Raw genomic sequence first — 17,096 nt, 5'->3', positions numbered from 1 at the left:
CCGTTGGCGGTGTTTCTGGCTGAGGTCGCTCATAGCCGCATCACCGCCTGACGGTCGATCTTGCCGGTGCCGGTCTTCGGCAGTTCGCCGATGAATACGATTTCGCGCGGATATTTGTATGGCAGCAGCTTTGCCTTCACGTAGTCCTGCAGCGCCTTGGTGGTCACCGCCTCGTCATGGAACCTCCCGTTGGTGACGACGACCGCTTTCAGGCTCATCCGCCGGTCCGGAAGTTCATGCGCGAACACGGCGCATTCCCGGATGTCCGGGTGTTCGGCGAGGCAGAGCTCGACCTCCAGCGGATAGACCCACTGCCCGGAGATCTTGATCAGATCGTCGGCGCGGCCACGGAAGAAATGAAAGCCGTCGATGTCGCGGATGAAACGATCGCCGGTGTAGATCCAGCCGCCGTCGCGGATCGTCTCCGCGGTCTTGTCCGGCCTGTTCCAGTAAAGCGGCGTGTTGGAATCGCCGCGGACCCAGAGGATGCCTTCCTCGCCGGTCGCCACATCGTGGCCGTCGCTGTCCCGCAGCGCAATCTCGTAGCCGGGCACCCGCAGGCCGGCGGCGCCGAGCTTCTTCCGATCCTCTCGGTTGGAGAGATAGACGTGCAGCACCTCGGTCGAGCCGAGGCCTTCGACGATCTCCAGGTCGGTCAGACTTTTCCAGCCATTGAAGACGTCGGCCGAAAGCACTTCGGCTGCGGAGACCGACAGGCGCAGTGACGAGAAGTCAGCTTCCCTCGCGCCGTCGGCCTTGGTGAGCGCGGTATAGAGGGTCGGCAGGCCGAAGAACACGGTGGGACGGAAGCGGTTGATCGCGTCGAAGATGGCGGCCGGCTTCGGCTGACCCGGCAGCAGCAGGGTGGTTGCGCCGGCCGAAAACGGAAAGGTGATCGCGTTGCCGAAGCCATAGGCGAAGAAGATCTTCGGCACCGAGAAGCAGATATCGTTCGGCTTGAGCCGCAGCACGGTCCGGGCAAAGGCCTGCTCGCTATAGGCCATGTCGTGTTGCAGATGGACGATTCCCTTTGGCCGCCCCGTGGAGCCGGACGAATACATCCAGAACGCCATCTCGTTGCGATCGGTGTCGGCCTCTGCCAGCTGATCGGCGAAGGTTGGCAGCCATTGATCGACCGCCACCGTCGACGCCGCCGCGGTCGTGGGCGGCTCGCCATTGACCACGATCAGCGTCTGCAGCGCCGTCTCCGTACAGGCCTGCGCGTCGAACCGTCCGGCAAATTCGGCGTCGGCCACCGCGACCTTGGCGCCGGAATCGGCAAGATAGAATTGCAGCAGGTCCGGCGGCGTCAGCGTGTTGACCAGGAGCGGTACGAAGCCCGCGCGCACGGCGCCGAAGAACGCGGCCGGATAGGCCAGCGTGTCGTCGAGGAACAGCAGAACGCGGTCGCCGCGGCTCAGCCCGAGCGAGGTGAAGCCATGGCCCCAGCGGCAGGCGTCGGCACACAATTCGGCATAGCTGCGCCGGCCGGCTGGACCGATCAAGGCTAGCTTGTTCGCGTTGCCCCGGGCGAGGTTGTCGAACAGCACGCGGCTCGCATTATAGCGTGCGGGAATCGCGAACCCGATTTCGCGGGCGCCGGCGCTGTCGGAAGGAACCTGATCGGCAATCCCGTTCGTCATGCCCGACCTCCTTCGTTGCGAGATGCTGCGTAGCGCGCCATGAATTGCGGCGCCATCGCCCGCAGCCGGTTGTCATCGATGCGTCCCGAACGGGTGATGTAGCTGTAGGCGAAATCCATCAGATCGAGCTTCATGTGAACAGGAAATGATTCGTACCAGTCGGCACTGGTGCGGGCCGCGGTGACCAGCTTCTTGACGATCGGCTGCCGCTCCGCCTGATAGCGCGCGAGCCCGTCCGAGAGGCTGCTTTCGGTATCGAGCGCCTTGGCCAGCGCGATAGCGTCCTCGATCGCCAGCCGCGTCCCCGAGCCGATCGAGAAATGCGCGGTATGCAGGGCATCGCCGATCAGCACCATGTTCCGGTGCCACCAATGTTCGTTCCAGACCCAGGGAAAGTTGCGCCACACCGAACGATTGGAAACCAGCGAATGGCCGTCGAGGGTGGCGGCGAATACCTGCTCGCAGATATCACGGGACTCATCGATCGACATCTCGGCGAAGCCGTAGGCCTGCCAGGTCGCGCGATCGCATTCGACCAGGAACGTGCTCATGTCGGGCGCATAGCGATAATGATGCGCGTTGAAGGTGCCGCGGTCGGTGGCGACGAAGGTCTGCGACAGCGTGGCAAAGGTCTTCGATGTGCCGTACCACGCGAACTTGTTGCTGGAATAGGAGACCGAGAAGCCGAAATCGCCTTCGAAGCTGCGCCGTACCAGCGAGTTCAGCCCGTCGGCGGCGATTATCAAGTCGTAGCCTTGGAGCTGATCGAGCGATTGGATGGTCGTGCCATAGCGGGCCATGACCCCGACGCTCTCGGCGCGCGCCTGCAACAGCTTGAGCAGTTCGAGCCGGCCGATCGCGGAAAACCCGACGCCGTCGATTTCGACGCGCTCGCCGTGCAGATCCAGCGTGATGTTGCGCCAGCTCTCCATCCGCGGCGCAATTGCATCCACAGTCTCGGGATCGTCAGCGCGCAGGAATTCCAGAGCCTGGTCGGAGAACACGACGCCGAAGCCCCAGGTCGCGCCGGCCGGGTTCTGCTCGAACAGATCGACGATTGCGGCTGGATGCCGCTTCTTCCACAGATAGGCGAAGTACAGCCCGCCAGGGCCGCCGCCGAGCACGGCGATGCGCAAGGGCGTTCTCCCAATTGACAGTATACTGTTTATTTTGGACCGGACACTAATCCGTCGGCACGGAGTGCGCCAGTGGAATCTGCGGTCGCGGGAACGACTGGACCCGGACAATGCGGCCCGCCGCGGTTCTCGCCGGCCGGAAGGCTGGTCAGCGCCATCAGCGTGTTCCCCGCGGCCCGGCGCTCGCCGGTCGGCCGTCTTGCCGGTTCTCGGTGCAAATGTGCGCGCGCTATGTAGTCACCTGCTCAGATTGTGCGCTGCGTGCTCGTCTCGCATCGATGCTCCATCGGCAAATCCCCGTCCTAACAGGATGCGACATATTGCGCCCTTGTCAAAATCTGCCAAACTCGACGCCGCCGGGAGTTCTGTTTGGGGGTAGGGAATGTCGAACAGGTTCACGCAATACATCCTGATTGCGATGGTGCTGGGCATCGTGATGGGGACGCTGATCTTCAATCTGATGCCGGATAGCCGGGTCGAGCTCGCCGCCGACATCAACCTGATCGCCATGCTGTTCCTGCGCCTGATCAAGATGATCATCGCGCCGCTGGTGTTTGCGACCCTGGTCGGCGGCATCGCCCATATGGGCTCCGGCGCCAAGCTCGGGCGCATCTTTGCCAAGACGATGGGCTGGTTTATCAGCGCCTCCTTCGTGTCGCTCCTGCTCGGCCTCGTGATGGTCAACCTGCTGCAGCCCGGCGCGAATTTTCCGGGAACCCTGCCGGACAAGACGCAATCGACAGGGCTGCCGGTGTCGGCCTTTTCTGTCGAGAAATTCCTGACACATCTGATCCCGACCTCGATTGCGGATGCGATGGCGCAGAACGAGATCCTGCAGATCGTGATCTTCGCGGTCTTCTTCTCGGTGGCCATGGGCGCGCTGCCGGAGCGGTCGAAGACGCTGCTGCAGCTGATCGACGACATCGGCCACATCATGCTGAAAGTGACCGGTTACGTCATGCTGTTCGCGCCGCTCGCCGTGTGGGCCGCGATCACCGCAACGGTCGCCAAGAACGGGCTCGGCGTGCTGTGGAAGCTGATCGTGTTCATGGGCGGCTTCTATCTGTCGCTGCTGATCCTGTGGGCGATCCTGGTGGTGGTCGGCTTCGTGGTGATCGGGCCGCGCTACAGCCATCTGTTGAAGCTGATCCGCGAGCCGCTGATGATCGCGTTCTCGACCGCGAGCTCGGAAGCCGCCTACCCGAAGACGCTCGAAGGCCTGAACCGGTTCGGCGCTTCGAAGCGCATATCGAGCTTCGTGCTGCCGCTCGGCTACTCCTTCAATCTCGACGGCACGATGATGTATTGCACGTTCGCCAGCATCTTCATCGCCCAGACCTACAAGATCGAGATGTCGCTGGGCACCCAGTTGGCGATGCTGGCCACGTTGATGGTGACCTCCAAGGGGGTCGCCGGCGTGCCGCGGGCGTCGCTGGTGGTGATTGCCTCGACCCTGTCGCAGTTCGGCATCCCCGAGGCGGGGTTGTTGATGATCATGGGTATCGACACGTTCCTCGACATGGGACGCAGCGCCACCAACGTGATCGGCAACACGCTCGCCACCTCAGTGGTTGCGAAATGGGAAGGCGAGCTCGGGCCGGAGCACGCGCTCGGGCCGTCCGACGTGGTGCCGCCGGACATGATCCCCGGCGAGGTCCCGGCCATGGCCGGAAACTGATGGAGGGGGCCATGCGCTGTCGCGCACGCGTCGCATGGGTTGCTGCCGGAGTGGTGCTGGCTTTTGCCTTTGCGCGTCCTGTCGTGGCGCAGAGCAGCAGCGAGGGCCTGTCGCCGACGCTTGCCGCCATCAAGTTGAGGCACGTCGTCCATCTCGGCTATCGCGAGAGCTCGCCGCCGTTTTCCTTCCTGGATCAGGCGGGGCGGCCAATCGGCTACAGCCTCGAACTGTGCGAAGCGATCGTCGAGGAGATCGGCACCGAAATCGACGATCCCGCCTTGCGGATCGACTACGTCAAGGTGACCTCCGACGACCGGATCGCAGCGGTGCTCGACGGCAAGGTCGATCTCGAATGCGGCTCGACCACCGCCAATGCCGAACGCTCCAGGCAGGTGGCCTTCTCGCCGCTGATGTTCGTCGCCGGCACCAAGCTGATGGTGGCGAAGAGCTCGGCGATCTCGGTGGCGACCGATCTCAAAGGCAAGACCGTGGTGGTGACCAAGGGCACCACCAACGAAGCCGCCATGCACCAGGTCGACACGAAACTCGCGCTTGGCCTTACGATCGTGACCGCGCCCGATCACGAGCAGTCCTACCAGATGCTGGTGGATGGCAAGGTCGATGCTTTCGCCACCGACGACATCCTGCTCTCCGGCCTGATCGCGCGGCACAAATCGCAGGACAAGTTCCGCGTGACCGGAGACTATCTGTCCTACGAGCCCTACGGGATCATGTTCCGCAAGGGGGAGCCGCAGCTCGCCGCCGTGGTCGAGCGCGCGTTCCGGAGGCTCGGCTCCAATCACGATCTCATTCCGCTCTACAATAAGTGGTTCGTCGGTCGCCTGCCGACCGGCGAGCGGCTCAACGTGGCGATCTCGCCGCAGCTCGAGCAGGCCTTCCACGTCCTCGACGACAGTCCGGGCGCGAACAACTGACGCGATCGCCGAAGCCAATGGCATTTGTCACGGCTTCGCAAAGACCTTGTCGAGCGCGGCACTGTAGACCTTGTAGACCAGATCTGGATGGAAGCTGCCGAGCGCTTCCATCATCATCCCGGAATTGATCTCCAACACCTGCCAGCCTCCGTTCACCGCCACCACATCGACGGAGGCGAAGCGGATGCCGATCGCCGTCGCTGCGGCCCTTGCAAGCATCACGCAGACCTCGTGTGCCGGGCCGCTCTCCAGCAGCACCGGTTTCGCGCCCGCTTCGAGATTGTGCCGCCAGTCAAGCAGCCGGCCCTCATCGGCCGGCACGACCGCCGCGAGCTCGGCCGCGCTGAACTCGGTCCGCAGGCGCGCGAGCATCCGACCGCGACCTTCGGGAGCCACGCCCGCGAGCGCTAGCGCCTGAAGCGATTGCGTGCCGTCGCCGATCACGCGTGCTCGCTCCTTGCGGTAGGCGAGCAGCGGGACGCCATCGAGCAGCACCACGCGGACCTCGTCCTGGATGTCGAGCAAAGGCGAGATCGCGACACTGAGGCTGGCGGCGAACAGGCTGGTCACGGCATCCAGCAGCTGCTCGCGTCGAGCGACGCGCGTCACGAAGCGCCCGGACGTGCCTTCGTTCGGTTTCACGACGAGGCCTTGCGGATGCACATCGAGCAGTTCGAACAGCGCAGGCCAGGATGGTTCGGCGCGCCCGCTCAACGCCGGCGCGATGACGAACGTATGCGGCACGGCGTGCACGCCCGACAGCGTCAGCAGCTCCGCGGTCGCCGCCTTGTCGCTGGCCACTCTGTGCGCCACGGCACTGTTCAGCCCAACGTCATAGCCGAAGATCAGGTGGCGTCCGGCGGGATGGCCGAGCACGAGCAGCCAGCCGTCGGCGCGGATGTCGAGCGCGATCCCGTGCTCGGCGCAGTAGCGCTTGACCGCATTGATCAGGATCCGGGGCGCAGTTGGCATTGCCTAGGCATTGGTCAGGGTTGCGGAATTTAAGTGCTGTGAAAGCGCCGGCGCCGCAAGTAAATTGCGTAGATCATTAGTATACAAACGAGTTTGGCGATGACATAAGAAGCAACGGGCTGGCATGCATTTACCCGCTATCGATTGTGCATTGCAGCGGGTTGATTTCCGGCCGATTTTGTGTACATCAGTCGGCGAAATTCCCAAAGAGTTACAGGGAGTTGCGGACTTTTACCATCGCTAGCCATTTCTTCCAATCTCAGCCTGCGTGAAGAAACGAACATCATGAGCGCGTTCTACAAAGAGAAAGTTCTTTCCGTTCAGCATTGGACGGACACCCTGTTCTCCTTCCGAGCCACCCGCGATGCCGGCTTCCGGTTCCAGAATGGCCAGTTCGCCATGATCGGGCTCGAGGTCGAAGGCCGCCCGCTGCTGCGTGCCTACAGCATGGCGAGCGCCAACCACGAGGAAGAGCTCGAATTCTTCAGCATCAAGGTCCAGAACGGCCCGCTGACGTCGCGCCTGCAGCAGATCAAGGAAGGCGACACGATCCTGGTCGGCCGCAAGGCGACCGGTACGCTGATCCCGGACAATTTGCTGCCCGGCAGCCGGCTCCTGCTGCTGTCGACCGGCACCGGCCTTGCGCCGTTCGTGAGCCTGATCAAGGACCCGGATGTCTATGACCGGTTCGAGAGCATCGTGCTCGTCCATGGCTGCCGCCAGGTCGCCGAGCTCGCCTATGGCGAGAGCGTCGTGGCCAAGCTGCGCGACGACGAGCTGTTCGGAGAGCTGCTCGACGGCAAGCTGCAGTATTACCCGACCGTGACTCGCGAGCCGTTCCGCAACCGCGGCCGCATCACGGACCTGATCTCCTCCGAGCAGCTGTTCAACGATCTCGGCCAGCCGCCGCTCGATATCGCCAAGGACCGCATCATGATGTGCGGCAGCCCGGGGATGCTGGACGAGCTCAAGACCATGTTCGAGTCCGGCGGTTTCCTCGAAGGCAGCGGCAACGCGCCCGGGCATTTCGTGATCGAGAAGGCGTTCGTCGAGCGCTGAGCCGTCAAGCTTTCGACTTTGACATTTTCGAAAGAGCGCCTCGACGCAATCGGGGCGCTCTTTTCGTTGGCAATATCCTCCTTGCACGCGTCCGAGCGGCTGTGCGATTTTCGGCCGCAGAACCGGACCTTCAGACGTCCGGCGCGAAGCAGGGAGGGGAGTTGGATTGCCTGAACGGCGGCCATCCCCGTGACGACAAGGGGAGCGGCCATGGAGTCCATCGTTCGCAGGCAGACGCTCGGTGACCTGCTGCGGCGGAGCGCTGCGCGCACGCCCGGAAAGACGGCGGTGATCTGCGGCGAGGTCAGCTGGACCTATGCCGAATTCAACGCCGTCGCCGATCGTCTCGGGGCAGGCCTCGCCGCCCGCGGCGTCGGCAAGGGCGAGCGCGTTGCCATCCTCGCCCGCAACTCGCATGCGTTTGCCGCGCTGCGCTTCGCGTTGGCGCGGCTCGGCGCCGTGCTGGTGCCGATCAATTTCATGCTCAAGCCGGAGGAGGTTGCCTACATCCTCACGCATGCCGGCGTCCGACTGCTCGCGACCGACAGCGGCTTTGCCGGCGTGGCTCGTGCGGCCAAGGCGCTGGTGCCGGCCGTCGAGCAACTGATCTGGCTGCCGTCGGAAGGCCCGAGCGAGCGGCAAGGCGACATGATCGACTTTTCTGAGCTTGCCGCCTCGACGGCGGCCGTGCCCGCGGTCGAAATCGCAGGCAGCGACGTCGCGCAGATCGTCTACACCTCGGGCACGGAATCGCTGCCGAAGGGCGCCATGCTGACGCATGATGCTGTCATCTGGCAGTATGTGAGCTGCGTGGTCGACGCCGGCATTGCTGCTGACGACGTCACGCTGCATGCGCTGCCGCTGTATCACTGCGCGCAGCTCGACGTGTTCTTCGGGCCCTCGATCTATGTCGGCGCCACCAACATCATCACGGCGTTTCCGACGCCCGACAATCTGCTGCCGCTGATCGCGAAATATCACATCACCTCGTTCTTCGCGCCGCCGACGGTGTGGATCTCGATCCTGCGTTCGCCGCTGTTCGAGACCACGGACGTATCCAGCTTGCACAAGGGTTATTACGGCGCCTCGATCATGCCGGTCGAGGTGCTGCGCGAGCTCGCGCAGCGGCTGCCCAAGGTGCGGCTGTGGAATCTGTACGGCCAGACCGAGATCGCGCCGCTGGCGACGATGCTTGGACCCGATGATCAGCTGCGCAAGCCGGGCAGTTGCGGTCGCGCCGTGCTCAACGTCGAGACCCGGGTGGTCGACGACGACATGAACGACGTTGCGCCGGGGGCTGTCGGCGAGGTCGTGCACCGCTCGCCGCATCTGATGCTGGGCTATTTCCACGACGACGAGCGAACGGCGGCGGCCTTCCAGGGCGACTGGTTTCACTCCGGCGATCTCGCGACCATCGATGACGAAGGCTACATCACCATCGTCGATCGCAAGAAGGACATGATCAAGACCGGCGGCGAGAACGTCGCCAGCCGCGAGGTCGAGGAGGCGCTCTATCTCATTCCGGAGGTGTCGGAGGTCGCGGTGGTCGGCCTGCCGCATCCGCGCTGGGTCGAGGCGGTCGTCGCCGTGGTCGTCGTCAAGTCCGGCCACGAATTGACGGAGGATGCCGTGCTCAGGCAGGCGTCGAGCAGGCTGGCCACCTTCAAGACCCCTAAGCGCATCGTGTTCGTCGACGCCCTGCCGAAAAACCCCAGCGGCAAGCTGTTGAAGCGCCAGCTGCGCGAGGCGCATGCCGGCTTGTTCACCGAAGGTTGATACATATCGGCGCCACCAGGTCAATCGGTCCGGCGGGCGGTGGCGCGGAGTTCGCGGCCCTGCTTCAATCCGCCGACGCAGGAATGGGCCGGGCGGATCGATTTCGCAGCAGCGAACGCGATAGCCTACGGCTATCGATGCCGTCGCACCGCCGGTCGTGCGGTGTGCTAGCCTCTGTAACGATTGCTTCGCGATACACGAAGTATAACTCGTGACCACGACGGCCCCCGACCTCCCATGAGGTATCCCATGGATACGCTGCTGCTTCCGTTTTCTCCCCGCTTCATCGTGCTCACGATCTGCAGCGTGGTGACGGCCATGCTGCTCATCCTCGGCATCTACGATCGCAAGATCTTCGATCTGGTTCTCGTGCCGCTTCTGATCTTCGGCGCGCTCACCTTGCTCGGCATCCGCGATCTCGTTCAGAAGAGCCATGCGGTGCTGCGCAATTACCCGATCTCCGCGCATATGCGATTCCTGCTCGAGGAGATCCGGCCGGAGATGCGGCAGTATTTCTTCGAGAGCGAGAAGGACGGCATGCCGTTCTCGCGCGACACCCGCGCCGTCGTCTACCAGCGCGCCAAGATGGAGCTCGACAAGCGCCCGTTCGGCACCCAGGAGGACGTCTACCGCGAGGGCTACGAATGGATGCACCATTCGATCGCGCCCAAGCCCCACGCGGAAGAGAAGTTCCGCATCACTATCGGCGGTCCGGATTGCACGAAGCCGTATTCGGCCTCGGTGTTCAACATCTCCGCCATGAGCTTCGGCGCGTTGAGCCCGAATGCGGTGCGTGCCCTGAATGGTGGGGCGAAGAAGGGCGGCTTCGCCCACGACACTGGCGAAGGCGGCTTCAGTCCCTACCATGCGGAAATGGGCGGCGACATCATCTGGGAGATCGGCTCCGGCTATTTCGGCTGCCGGCGCCACGACGGCACGTTCGATCCCGAGGCGTTCACGCGGGTCGCGAGCCAGGACCAGATCAAGATGGTGGAGCTCAAGATCAGCCAGGGGGCCAAGCCCGGCCATGGCGGGGTGCTGCCCGCCGCGAAGGTGTCCGAGGAGATCTCGAAGATCCGCGGTGTCTCGATGGGCGAGGATTGCATCTCGCCGCCGGCGCATCGCGCGTTCTCGACACCGATCGGCATGATGCAGTTCATCGGCGAGATGCGCCGGCTGTCGGGCGGCAAGCCGGCCGGCTTCAAGCTGTGCATCGGCCATCCCTGGGAATTCCTCGCGATCTGCAAGGCCATGCGCGAGACCGGCATCTATCCCGATTTCATCGTCGTCGACGGCAACGAGGGCGGCACCGGCGCTGCGCCGCTCGAATTCATGGACCATCTGGGCATGCCGATGCGCGAGGGCGTCAGCTTCGTACACAACGCGCTGGTCGGTCTGAACATCCGCGACCGCATCAAGCTCGGCGCCTCCGGCAAGATTGCCACCGCCTTCGACATGGCGCGCGCGATGTCGATCGGCGCCGACTGGTGCAATTCCGCGCGTGGCTTCATGTTCTCGCTCGGCTGCATCCAGTCGTTGAGCTGCCATACCGACAAGTGCCCGACCGGTGTCGCCACCCAGGATCCGACGCGCGCTCGCGCGCTGGTGGTTCCGCACAAGCTGGAGCGCGTCTACAACTATCACCACGCCACTTTGCATGCGCTCGCCGAGCTGCTTGCCGCTGCGGGCCTCGAACATCCGCAGGACCTGCGTCCCATCCACTTCTCGCAGCGGACCTCGACCACCGAAGTCTCGACCTTCGCCAAGCTCTATCCGCCGCTGCGGCCGGGCGAGCTGCTCGACGGGACCGAGGACATCCGCTACCGCGACGCCTGGGCGATGGCGCGTGCGGATACGTTTGCACCGGCGTGAGTTTGCTTCGCCATTGTTAGTTAGTTCGTACGCCGCGTCTCTGCCCTCGCTGTCATCCCCGCGTACGCGGGGATCCATAACCCCAGAAAGTAGTTTGTTGCGCGGAAGGTTCGACTTGCAGCCTGCCCCAAGCGAGATCACGCGGTATGGGTCCCGGGTCGGCGCCCGACGCCGCTCGCGCGTCGTCGGGCTTGCCCGGGACGACAGCGGGGGTGAGGCGGCGCTGCCTCAATGCGGGTTCTCCAGGCTGAACGTCTCGGACTGTTCGTCGTAGGCGAACAGCTCGGCGTAGCGACCCCATGACACGATGGTGTGCAGCGTCTCGTCGGCATAGTGCTCGGACATGTAGTCCTCGAGCTCGATGCGGAAGCGCGCGGCTGGTGCTGCGTGCGAAGGGCGGTCGTCGAGCACGCGGCGGATCAATCCCATCAGCGGCACGTTCTCGATCAGATGCTGCGCGAACAGCTTCTTGCGCTCGTCGGTCTCGAGATGGGCGAACCGCTGTCCGGCCTCGGTTAGGGTCAGATCGCCTTCGCTGAGTTGGGCGAAGCGCAGGAGTTGCAGCGCCTCGGCCAACGGAAAGATCTCGTCGACCTCAAGCTGCAGGTGGCCTGCCAGCACCGGCAGGTCGGCATGCCCGTTGTAGGGCTCGCCGGCGAGCGTCTCGATCAGGCCGGAGATCGAGTTCGAGGACACGTGGCTCAGCACCATGCCGACGCCGGCGCTCGCGGTGCTCGGCAGCTTCGGCTCCGGCCGCTGCGTCATGCGGGCATAGAGACTGTCGACCAGCTGGCGGAACGCGGCATCGAGCCGGTTGCGCGGATGCGGCAGGTCGACCTTGAACTCGGCGGCGACGCGGCCTGGGTTGGAGGAGAACACAAGGATGCGGTCGCACATCAGCACGGCCTCCTCGATGTTGTGCGTCACCATCAGCACCGACTTGATCGGCAGCCGTCCGTCGGTCCAGAGATCGACGAGGTCGGTGCGGAGTGTCTCTGCGGTCAGCACGTCCAGTGCGGAGAACGGCTCGTCCATCAGCAGGAGGTCTGGATGCACGACCAGCGCGCGGGCGAAGCCGACGCGCTGGCGCATGCCGCCGGACAACTCTTTGGGAAACGCGGATTCGAAGCCGTCGAGGCCGATCAGGTCGATCGCCGCGAGCGCGCGCTTGCGCCGCTCGCCCGCCTCGATGCCGAGCGCCTCCAGGCCGAGCTCGACGTTCTGCAGCACAGTGAGCCAGGGAAACAGCGCGAACGACTGGAACACCATGGCGACGCCGCGGGGCGGACCGGCGATGATCTCGCCGCGGCAGCGCGCTTCACCCGACGACGGCGACACGAGGCCGGCGATGATCCGCAGCAAGGTCGACTTGCCCGAGCCGGAGCGTCCGAGCAGGCCGACGATCTCGCCGGCGCGGATCGTGAGGTCGACCTTCTCGAGCACGACGAGATCCTCTCCGCTGCCCTTCGGAAACAGCCGGCTGACGCTCTTGATCTCGATCAGCGAAGTGTCCTTGACCTGGTCGCGCATGACAGATTCTCCCGATCAGCCGAGCCGCAGCCAGCGCTCGCCGAAGGCATAGAGCGGCCGCCACAGCAGCCGGTTGAACAGAGTGACGAGAATGCACATCACCGCAATGCCGAGCACGACGCGCGGAAAATCCCCGCGCTCGGTGGCCGCGGCGATGTAGGCGCCGAGGCCGCTCGCCGTGAGATGCGTATCACCCCAGCTCGCGACTTCGGCGACGATCGCCGCGTTCCATGAGCCGCCGGAGGCGGTGATGGCGCCGGTGATGTAATAGGGAAAGACGCCGGGCAGCACGACCTTGAACCACCAGCGCCAGCCGGTCAGCTGCAGGCTCGCGGCCGCTTCGCGCAGATCGGTGGGGAAGGCGCTGGCGCCGGCGACGACGTTGAACAGGATGTACCACTGCGTGCCCAGGATCATCAGCGGGCTCAGCCAGACATTGGCATCGAGGCCGTAGCGGACGATCAGGACGACGAATACCGGGAAGGCGAGATTGGCGGGGAACGCCGCGAGGAATTGTGCCAGCGGCTGGATGCGCTCGGCCAGCTTCGGCCGCAGCCCGATCCAGACGCCGACGGGCACCCAGATCAGCGACGCCAGCGCAATCAGCACGGCGACCCGCAGCAATGTGATCAGGCCGTAGCCGATCGCGGTGAGAACATCGGCGGGCGCCAGCGTCGCCGAGAGATAGAGATAGGTCTTCCAGCCTGCATAGGCGCAGCCGAGGATGACGACGGCGAGCCAGAGGCCGTCCACGAGCTGTGACGGCGGCGCGCGACGCACGGGGCCGCTCCAGGCGCGCGGCCAGTTGATCCGCAGGTTCGAGAAGGTGCGATTGATCGCGGCGAAGGGAACGGACAGCGAGCGCAGCGCGCGGGTGCGCCGGAACAGATCGAGCATCCAGGAGGTCGGCGGATTGCCGGAGGCGGTCTGCTCGAAGCGGAATTTGTCGGCCCAGGCGACGATTGGACGGAACAGCAACTGGTCATAGGCGGTGATGACGAGCAGCATCGTCAGCAGCGCGGCGGCGATCGCCGTGAGATCCTTCTGCTGGATTGCGAGCGCGACGTAGGAGCCGATGCCCGGCAGGGTCACGGTGGTGTTGCCGACGGTGATCGCTTCGGACGCGACGACGAAGAACCAGCCGCCGGACATCGACATCATCGCATTCCAGATCAGGCCGGGCATCGCGTAGGGCACGTCGAGCCGCCAGAAGCGCTGCCAGCCGGAGAGGTGGAAGCTGCGCGTCGCTTCCTCCAGGTCCTTCGGCACGTTGCGCATCGACTGGTACATGCTGAAGGTCATGTTCCAGGCCTGGCTGGTGAAGATCGCGAACACGCAGGCGAGCTCGGCGCCCAGCACCTTGCCGGGGAACAGGTTCATGAAGAACACGACGGTGAAGGTCAGGAAGCCGAGGATCGGCACCGATTGCAGGATGTCGAGCAGCGGGATCAGCACGATCTCGGCGCGCCGGCTCTTCGCCGCCAGCGCCGCGTAGACGAAGGTGAAGACCAGCGAGCACACGATCGCGAGCAGCATGCGGAGCGTGGTGCGCAGCGCGTACAGCGGCAGGTTGGCCGGGTCGAGCGAGACCGGGGCGGTGTCCAGCGCCGACAGCGGCAGCGTGGTCTGCTCGCCGCCATAGACGATCAGCACCATCGCGCCGACCACGATGATCAGCGCGACCACGTCCCAGATGTTGGGACGCACGGTTTCCCGCAGCACGGTCGTCCGGAGGTCCTGAAGCAGCATCGGCGTGTCTCGTCTCGTCGCCCGCAGCCATGCCAGTTGGCTTCGGACGTGTCTTTGTCATGGCACATGGGGCGGGTTCAAGCTGCAGGGCTGCCGGCCGAATTCGCACCGTAAGGGCGCCGTGTGATGGTTTGATATCAGGTGAGGGCCGCTTGGCCCGGCCCGCGGTCCGGCCTATCAAAGGATGCGCCGTGCACGTCTTCACGTTCCCGCGACATCCGATGTCCGGGGTATGCCTGTCGTTTGGCCCTCGTGCAACGTGAGGGCGCAGGGAAGGCCGGACCTCGACTGAGGCCCGTGGCCCGCCTGCGGAAAAAATGCAGGCGGCAGGAACCACAGGTTCAGCCGGATGACCCGGCCCTCCCTGCGCGACAGTGTTACGGCTTATACGTGCTCTCCTCGGTGCGCCGGGCTTTCTGGCCACCGTGGCGACAAGGCGCGCATCACGCACCTTGCGCGGACCTCAGCGTCGGGAGGTCAGGACCACACGATTTCGCCGTCCGTGACATCAGCGCTCGTCCGGCGCCGCCATCACGTCCATCGCATTGCCGGCCCAACGTTCGTGACGACGCGTACGCCCCTCATCAGGACCGGAACGGAGGGAGCATAGAACAGAATTTATGATTTTCGGAAGAGGTTTATTTTTGGTGGGGGCTCTTGAAACGGGGCTTCATGTTGAGCTCGCTGGGGAAACGAGTGTTTTGGCGCGCATCGAAGGCGCGACGCATCTGAGGTCCTCGAGGGTGCGGGAGCGTCGCACTCCGCCCGTCGGGCGAATCGCGCCAGGAAACAGTTGATTGGGGTACGCCCGTGCGACTCGCTCAGTACACCTCGCCCCGCTTGCGGGGAGAGGTCGGATTGCATCGAAGATGCAATCCGGGTGAGGGGGGACAGGTCTCACCGCGAACACTTCTCGTGCGGCTGCCCCTCACCCCAACCCTCTCCCCGTAAGAACGGGGCGAGGGAGCGCACTGCCCGTGCGGCTGGAGCGGTGATCCCCATCGAGCGACAATCACTACCCCACGTTCGGCTCGCTGCCCTCCGGATCGAGCTTCGTCGCCAGGATCTTGTCGATGCGGCGGCCGTCGAGGTCGATGATTTCGAAGCGCCAGCCTTGCAGCTCGAAGCTCTGGCCGACCTCGGGCACGCTGCCGAAGTGCTGCAGCACGAGGCCGGCGACGGTGTGGTAGCCCCGATGCGGCGGCACCTCGATCGCGAGCAGGTCGGCGAATTCGTCGATCTGCATCCAGCCGGAGACCAGCAGCGAGCCGTCGTCGCGGCGGACGCAGGCCGGCTCGGGCGGACCGTCCTCGGAGGAGAACGCGCCGACGATCGACTCCAGGATATCAGCCGCCGTCACGACGCCTTCGAACGCGCCGTATTCGTCATGCACCAGCCCCATATGCACCGGCGCCACTTTGAGGATCGCGATCACGTCGCGCGCGTCGACCGTCGACGGCACGATCGGCACCTCGCGCACCAGGCTGCGCAAATCCGGCGTCTCGTCGCGCAAATAGGCGGCGAGCAGGTCCTTGGCCTGCAGCACGCCGATCGGACGGTCGCGCTCGCCGTCCGACACCGGCAGGCGCGAATGCGGGCTCTTGGCGAGCAGCTCGCGAATCGTCTTGGGGTCGTCGTTGAGATCGACGACATCGACCTCGGGGCGCGGCGTCATGATGGCGCCGACCGGACGGTCGCCGAGCCGCATCACACCCGCAATCATCTCTTTCTCGCCGGGCTCGAGCACGCCGGCGGTCTCGGCCTCGCGCACCAGATGGTGGATCTCCGCCTCCGACACCTTTTCCTCGGCTTCGCCGGAGCGGCCCAGCAGCGCCAGGATCAGCTTGCCGGAGAGGTCGAGCAGCACCACCAGCGGCAGCGACACCTTTGCGAGCACCTGCATCGCCGGAGCGACGCGGACGGCAACCGCCTCGGGATCGCGCAAGGCGAGCTGCTTCGGCACCAGCTCGCCGACGATCAGGGTCGCATAGGTGATGGTGGTGACGACCAGGCCGACGCCGACGATGTCGGCGACGGAGGCGGACATGCCGGCCTCCAGCAGCCATTGCGTCAGGCGCTGGCCGAGCGTGGCGCCGGAAAAGGCGCCGGAGAGCACGCCGACCAGGGTGATGCCGATCTGGACCGTCGACAGGAACCGGCCGGGATCGGACGCCAGCGTCAGCGCGCGGCGCGCGCCGGAGATGCCCTTTTCGGCGAGCATCGCCAGGCGCGCCGGCCGCGACGACACGATCGCGAGTTCGGACATCGACAACAGGCCGTTGACGACGATGAGGACGACGATGATGGCGAGTTCGATTGAGAGCATTTCGACCTGTGAGCGCCCGAAGGGGCGGGATGGGGACAGGTCCTAGCATATGGGGACGGCAAGCGCCCATTGCCGCGTTGCGGTGGGTGAATGGCTGGTGCGGGTGGGGGAGGGCGATCAGGTTGGGGCACTTGCAGCGCCTGGACCTCCGCCGTCGTCCCGGCCTTGAGCCGGGACCCATAGCCACCGTCCGCGATGAGGCAGGCAACTGCCAGCAACGTTCCTCGAGAGCGTCCGCGGTATGGGTCCCCGCGTTCGCGGGGACGACACTGTACTTTGACGAGGCGTCACTGGCTCCTCAGCGTCATTGCGAGCGTAGCGAAGCAATCCAGAGTCGTGAGCGGGACTCTGGATTGCTTCGTCGCTTCGCTCCTCGCAATGACGGCCGTGGAGAGGATCGCGCCGAATCCGCGGCGAACC

Annotated in this window: 11 protein-coding genes; 5 read left to right on the top strand and 6 right to left on the bottom strand. The window is 64.9% G+C overall.

The window, feature by feature from the left end:
• Positions 1-29: 29 nt before the first annotated feature.
• Both S58_RS34085 and S58_RS34080 read right to left on the bottom strand, forming a co-directional pair.
• A complete protein-coding gene (locus S58_RS34085; RefSeq protein WP_015669993.1) occupies positions 30-1,643 on the bottom strand; it encodes a benzoate-CoA ligase family protein in 1,614 nt (537 codons plus the stop codon).
• Positions 1,640-2,779, bottom strand: a complete 1,140-nt coding sequence (locus S58_RS34080) for an FAD-dependent monooxygenase (RefSeq protein ID WP_015669992.1) — start codon at positions 2,777-2,779, stop codon at positions 1,640-1,642. The genes S58_RS34085 and S58_RS34080 overlap by 4 nt, the downstream gene beginning before the upstream one ends.
• Positions 2,780-3,161: 382 nt before the next feature.
• Between S58_RS34080 and S58_RS34075 the strand changes: the two genes are divergently transcribed.
• Positions 3,162-4,457 carry a dicarboxylate/amino acid:cation symporter gene (locus S58_RS34075; protein WP_015669991.1) on the top strand — a complete coding sequence of 432 codons (1,296 nt, stop codon included), beginning with the start codon at positions 3,162-3,164 and terminating at the stop codon, positions 4,455-4,457.
• An 11-nt stretch (positions 4,458-4,468) separates the two neighbouring features.
• Positions 4,469-5,392, top strand: a complete 924-nt coding sequence (locus S58_RS34070) for an amino acid ABC transporter substrate-binding protein (RefSeq protein WP_015669990.1) — start codon at positions 4,469-4,471, stop codon at positions 5,390-5,392.
• A 27-nt stretch (positions 5,393-5,419) separates the two neighbouring features.
• Here the strand turns inward: S58_RS34070 and S58_RS34065 are convergent, their stop codons facing one another.
• The gene (locus tag S58_RS34065) at positions 5,420-6,364 is read right to left on the bottom strand and encodes an ATP-grasp domain-containing protein (protein ID WP_015669989.1); all 945 of its coding nucleotides are present in this window, start codon (positions 6,362-6,364) and stop codon (positions 5,420-5,422) included.
• A 285-nt stretch (positions 6,365-6,649) separates the two neighbouring features.
• Between S58_RS34065 and S58_RS34060 the strand changes: the two genes are divergently transcribed.
• The 3 genes from S58_RS34060 (at position 6,650) to S58_RS34050 (ending at position 11,071) form a co-directional block, all read left to right on the top strand.
• Positions 6,650-7,423 (top strand): ferredoxin--NADP reductase, encoded by a 774-nt coding sequence (locus tag S58_RS34060; RefSeq protein WP_015669988.1) that lies wholly within the window; start codon positions 6,650-6,652, stop codon positions 7,421-7,423.
• Between the two features lie 210 nt (positions 7,424-7,633).
• Positions 7,634-9,199, top strand: a complete 1,566-nt coding sequence (locus tag S58_RS34055) for an acyl-CoA synthetase (protein WP_015669987.1) — start codon at positions 7,634-7,636, stop codon at positions 9,197-9,199.
• 249 nt (positions 9,200-9,448) lie between these two features.
• Entirely contained in the window at positions 9,449-11,071 is a 1,623-nt protein-coding gene (locus S58_RS34050) for an FMN-binding glutamate synthase family protein (protein WP_015669986.1), read from the top strand.
• A gap of 228 nt (positions 11,072-11,299) precedes the next feature.
• On the opposite strand, the gene S58_RS34045 is transcribed toward S58_RS34050, so the two are convergent.
• The 3 genes from S58_RS34045 to S58_RS34035 all read right to left on the bottom strand — a co-directional run bounded on the left by S58_RS34045 (position 11,300) and on the right by S58_RS34035 (position 16,676).
• Entirely contained in the window at positions 11,300-12,601 is a 1,302-nt protein-coding gene (locus tag S58_RS34045; protein ID WP_015669985.1) for an ABC transporter ATP-binding protein, read from the bottom strand.
• A gap of 15 nt (positions 12,602-12,616) precedes the next feature.
• Entirely contained in the window at positions 12,617-14,350 is a 1,734-nt protein-coding gene (locus S58_RS34040; RefSeq protein ID WP_015669984.1) for an ABC transporter permease, read from the bottom strand.
• A 1,015-nt stretch (positions 14,351-15,365) separates the two neighbouring features.
• Positions 15,366-16,676 carry a hemolysin family protein gene (locus S58_RS34035; RefSeq protein WP_015669983.1) on the bottom strand — a complete coding sequence of 437 codons (1,311 nt, stop codon included), beginning with the start codon at positions 16,674-16,676 and terminating at the stop codon, positions 15,366-15,368.
• Positions 16,677-17,096 lie beyond the last annotated feature (420 nt).

It is taken from the genome of Bradyrhizobium oligotrophicum S58, from assembly GCF_000344805.1.
GTDB lineage: Bacteria > Pseudomonadota > Alphaproteobacteria > Rhizobiales > Xanthobacteraceae > Bradyrhizobium > Bradyrhizobium oligotrophicum.
The sequence above is the reverse complement of the archived record's forward strand: the minus strand, read 5'-3'. Positions and strand labels throughout refer to the sequence as shown.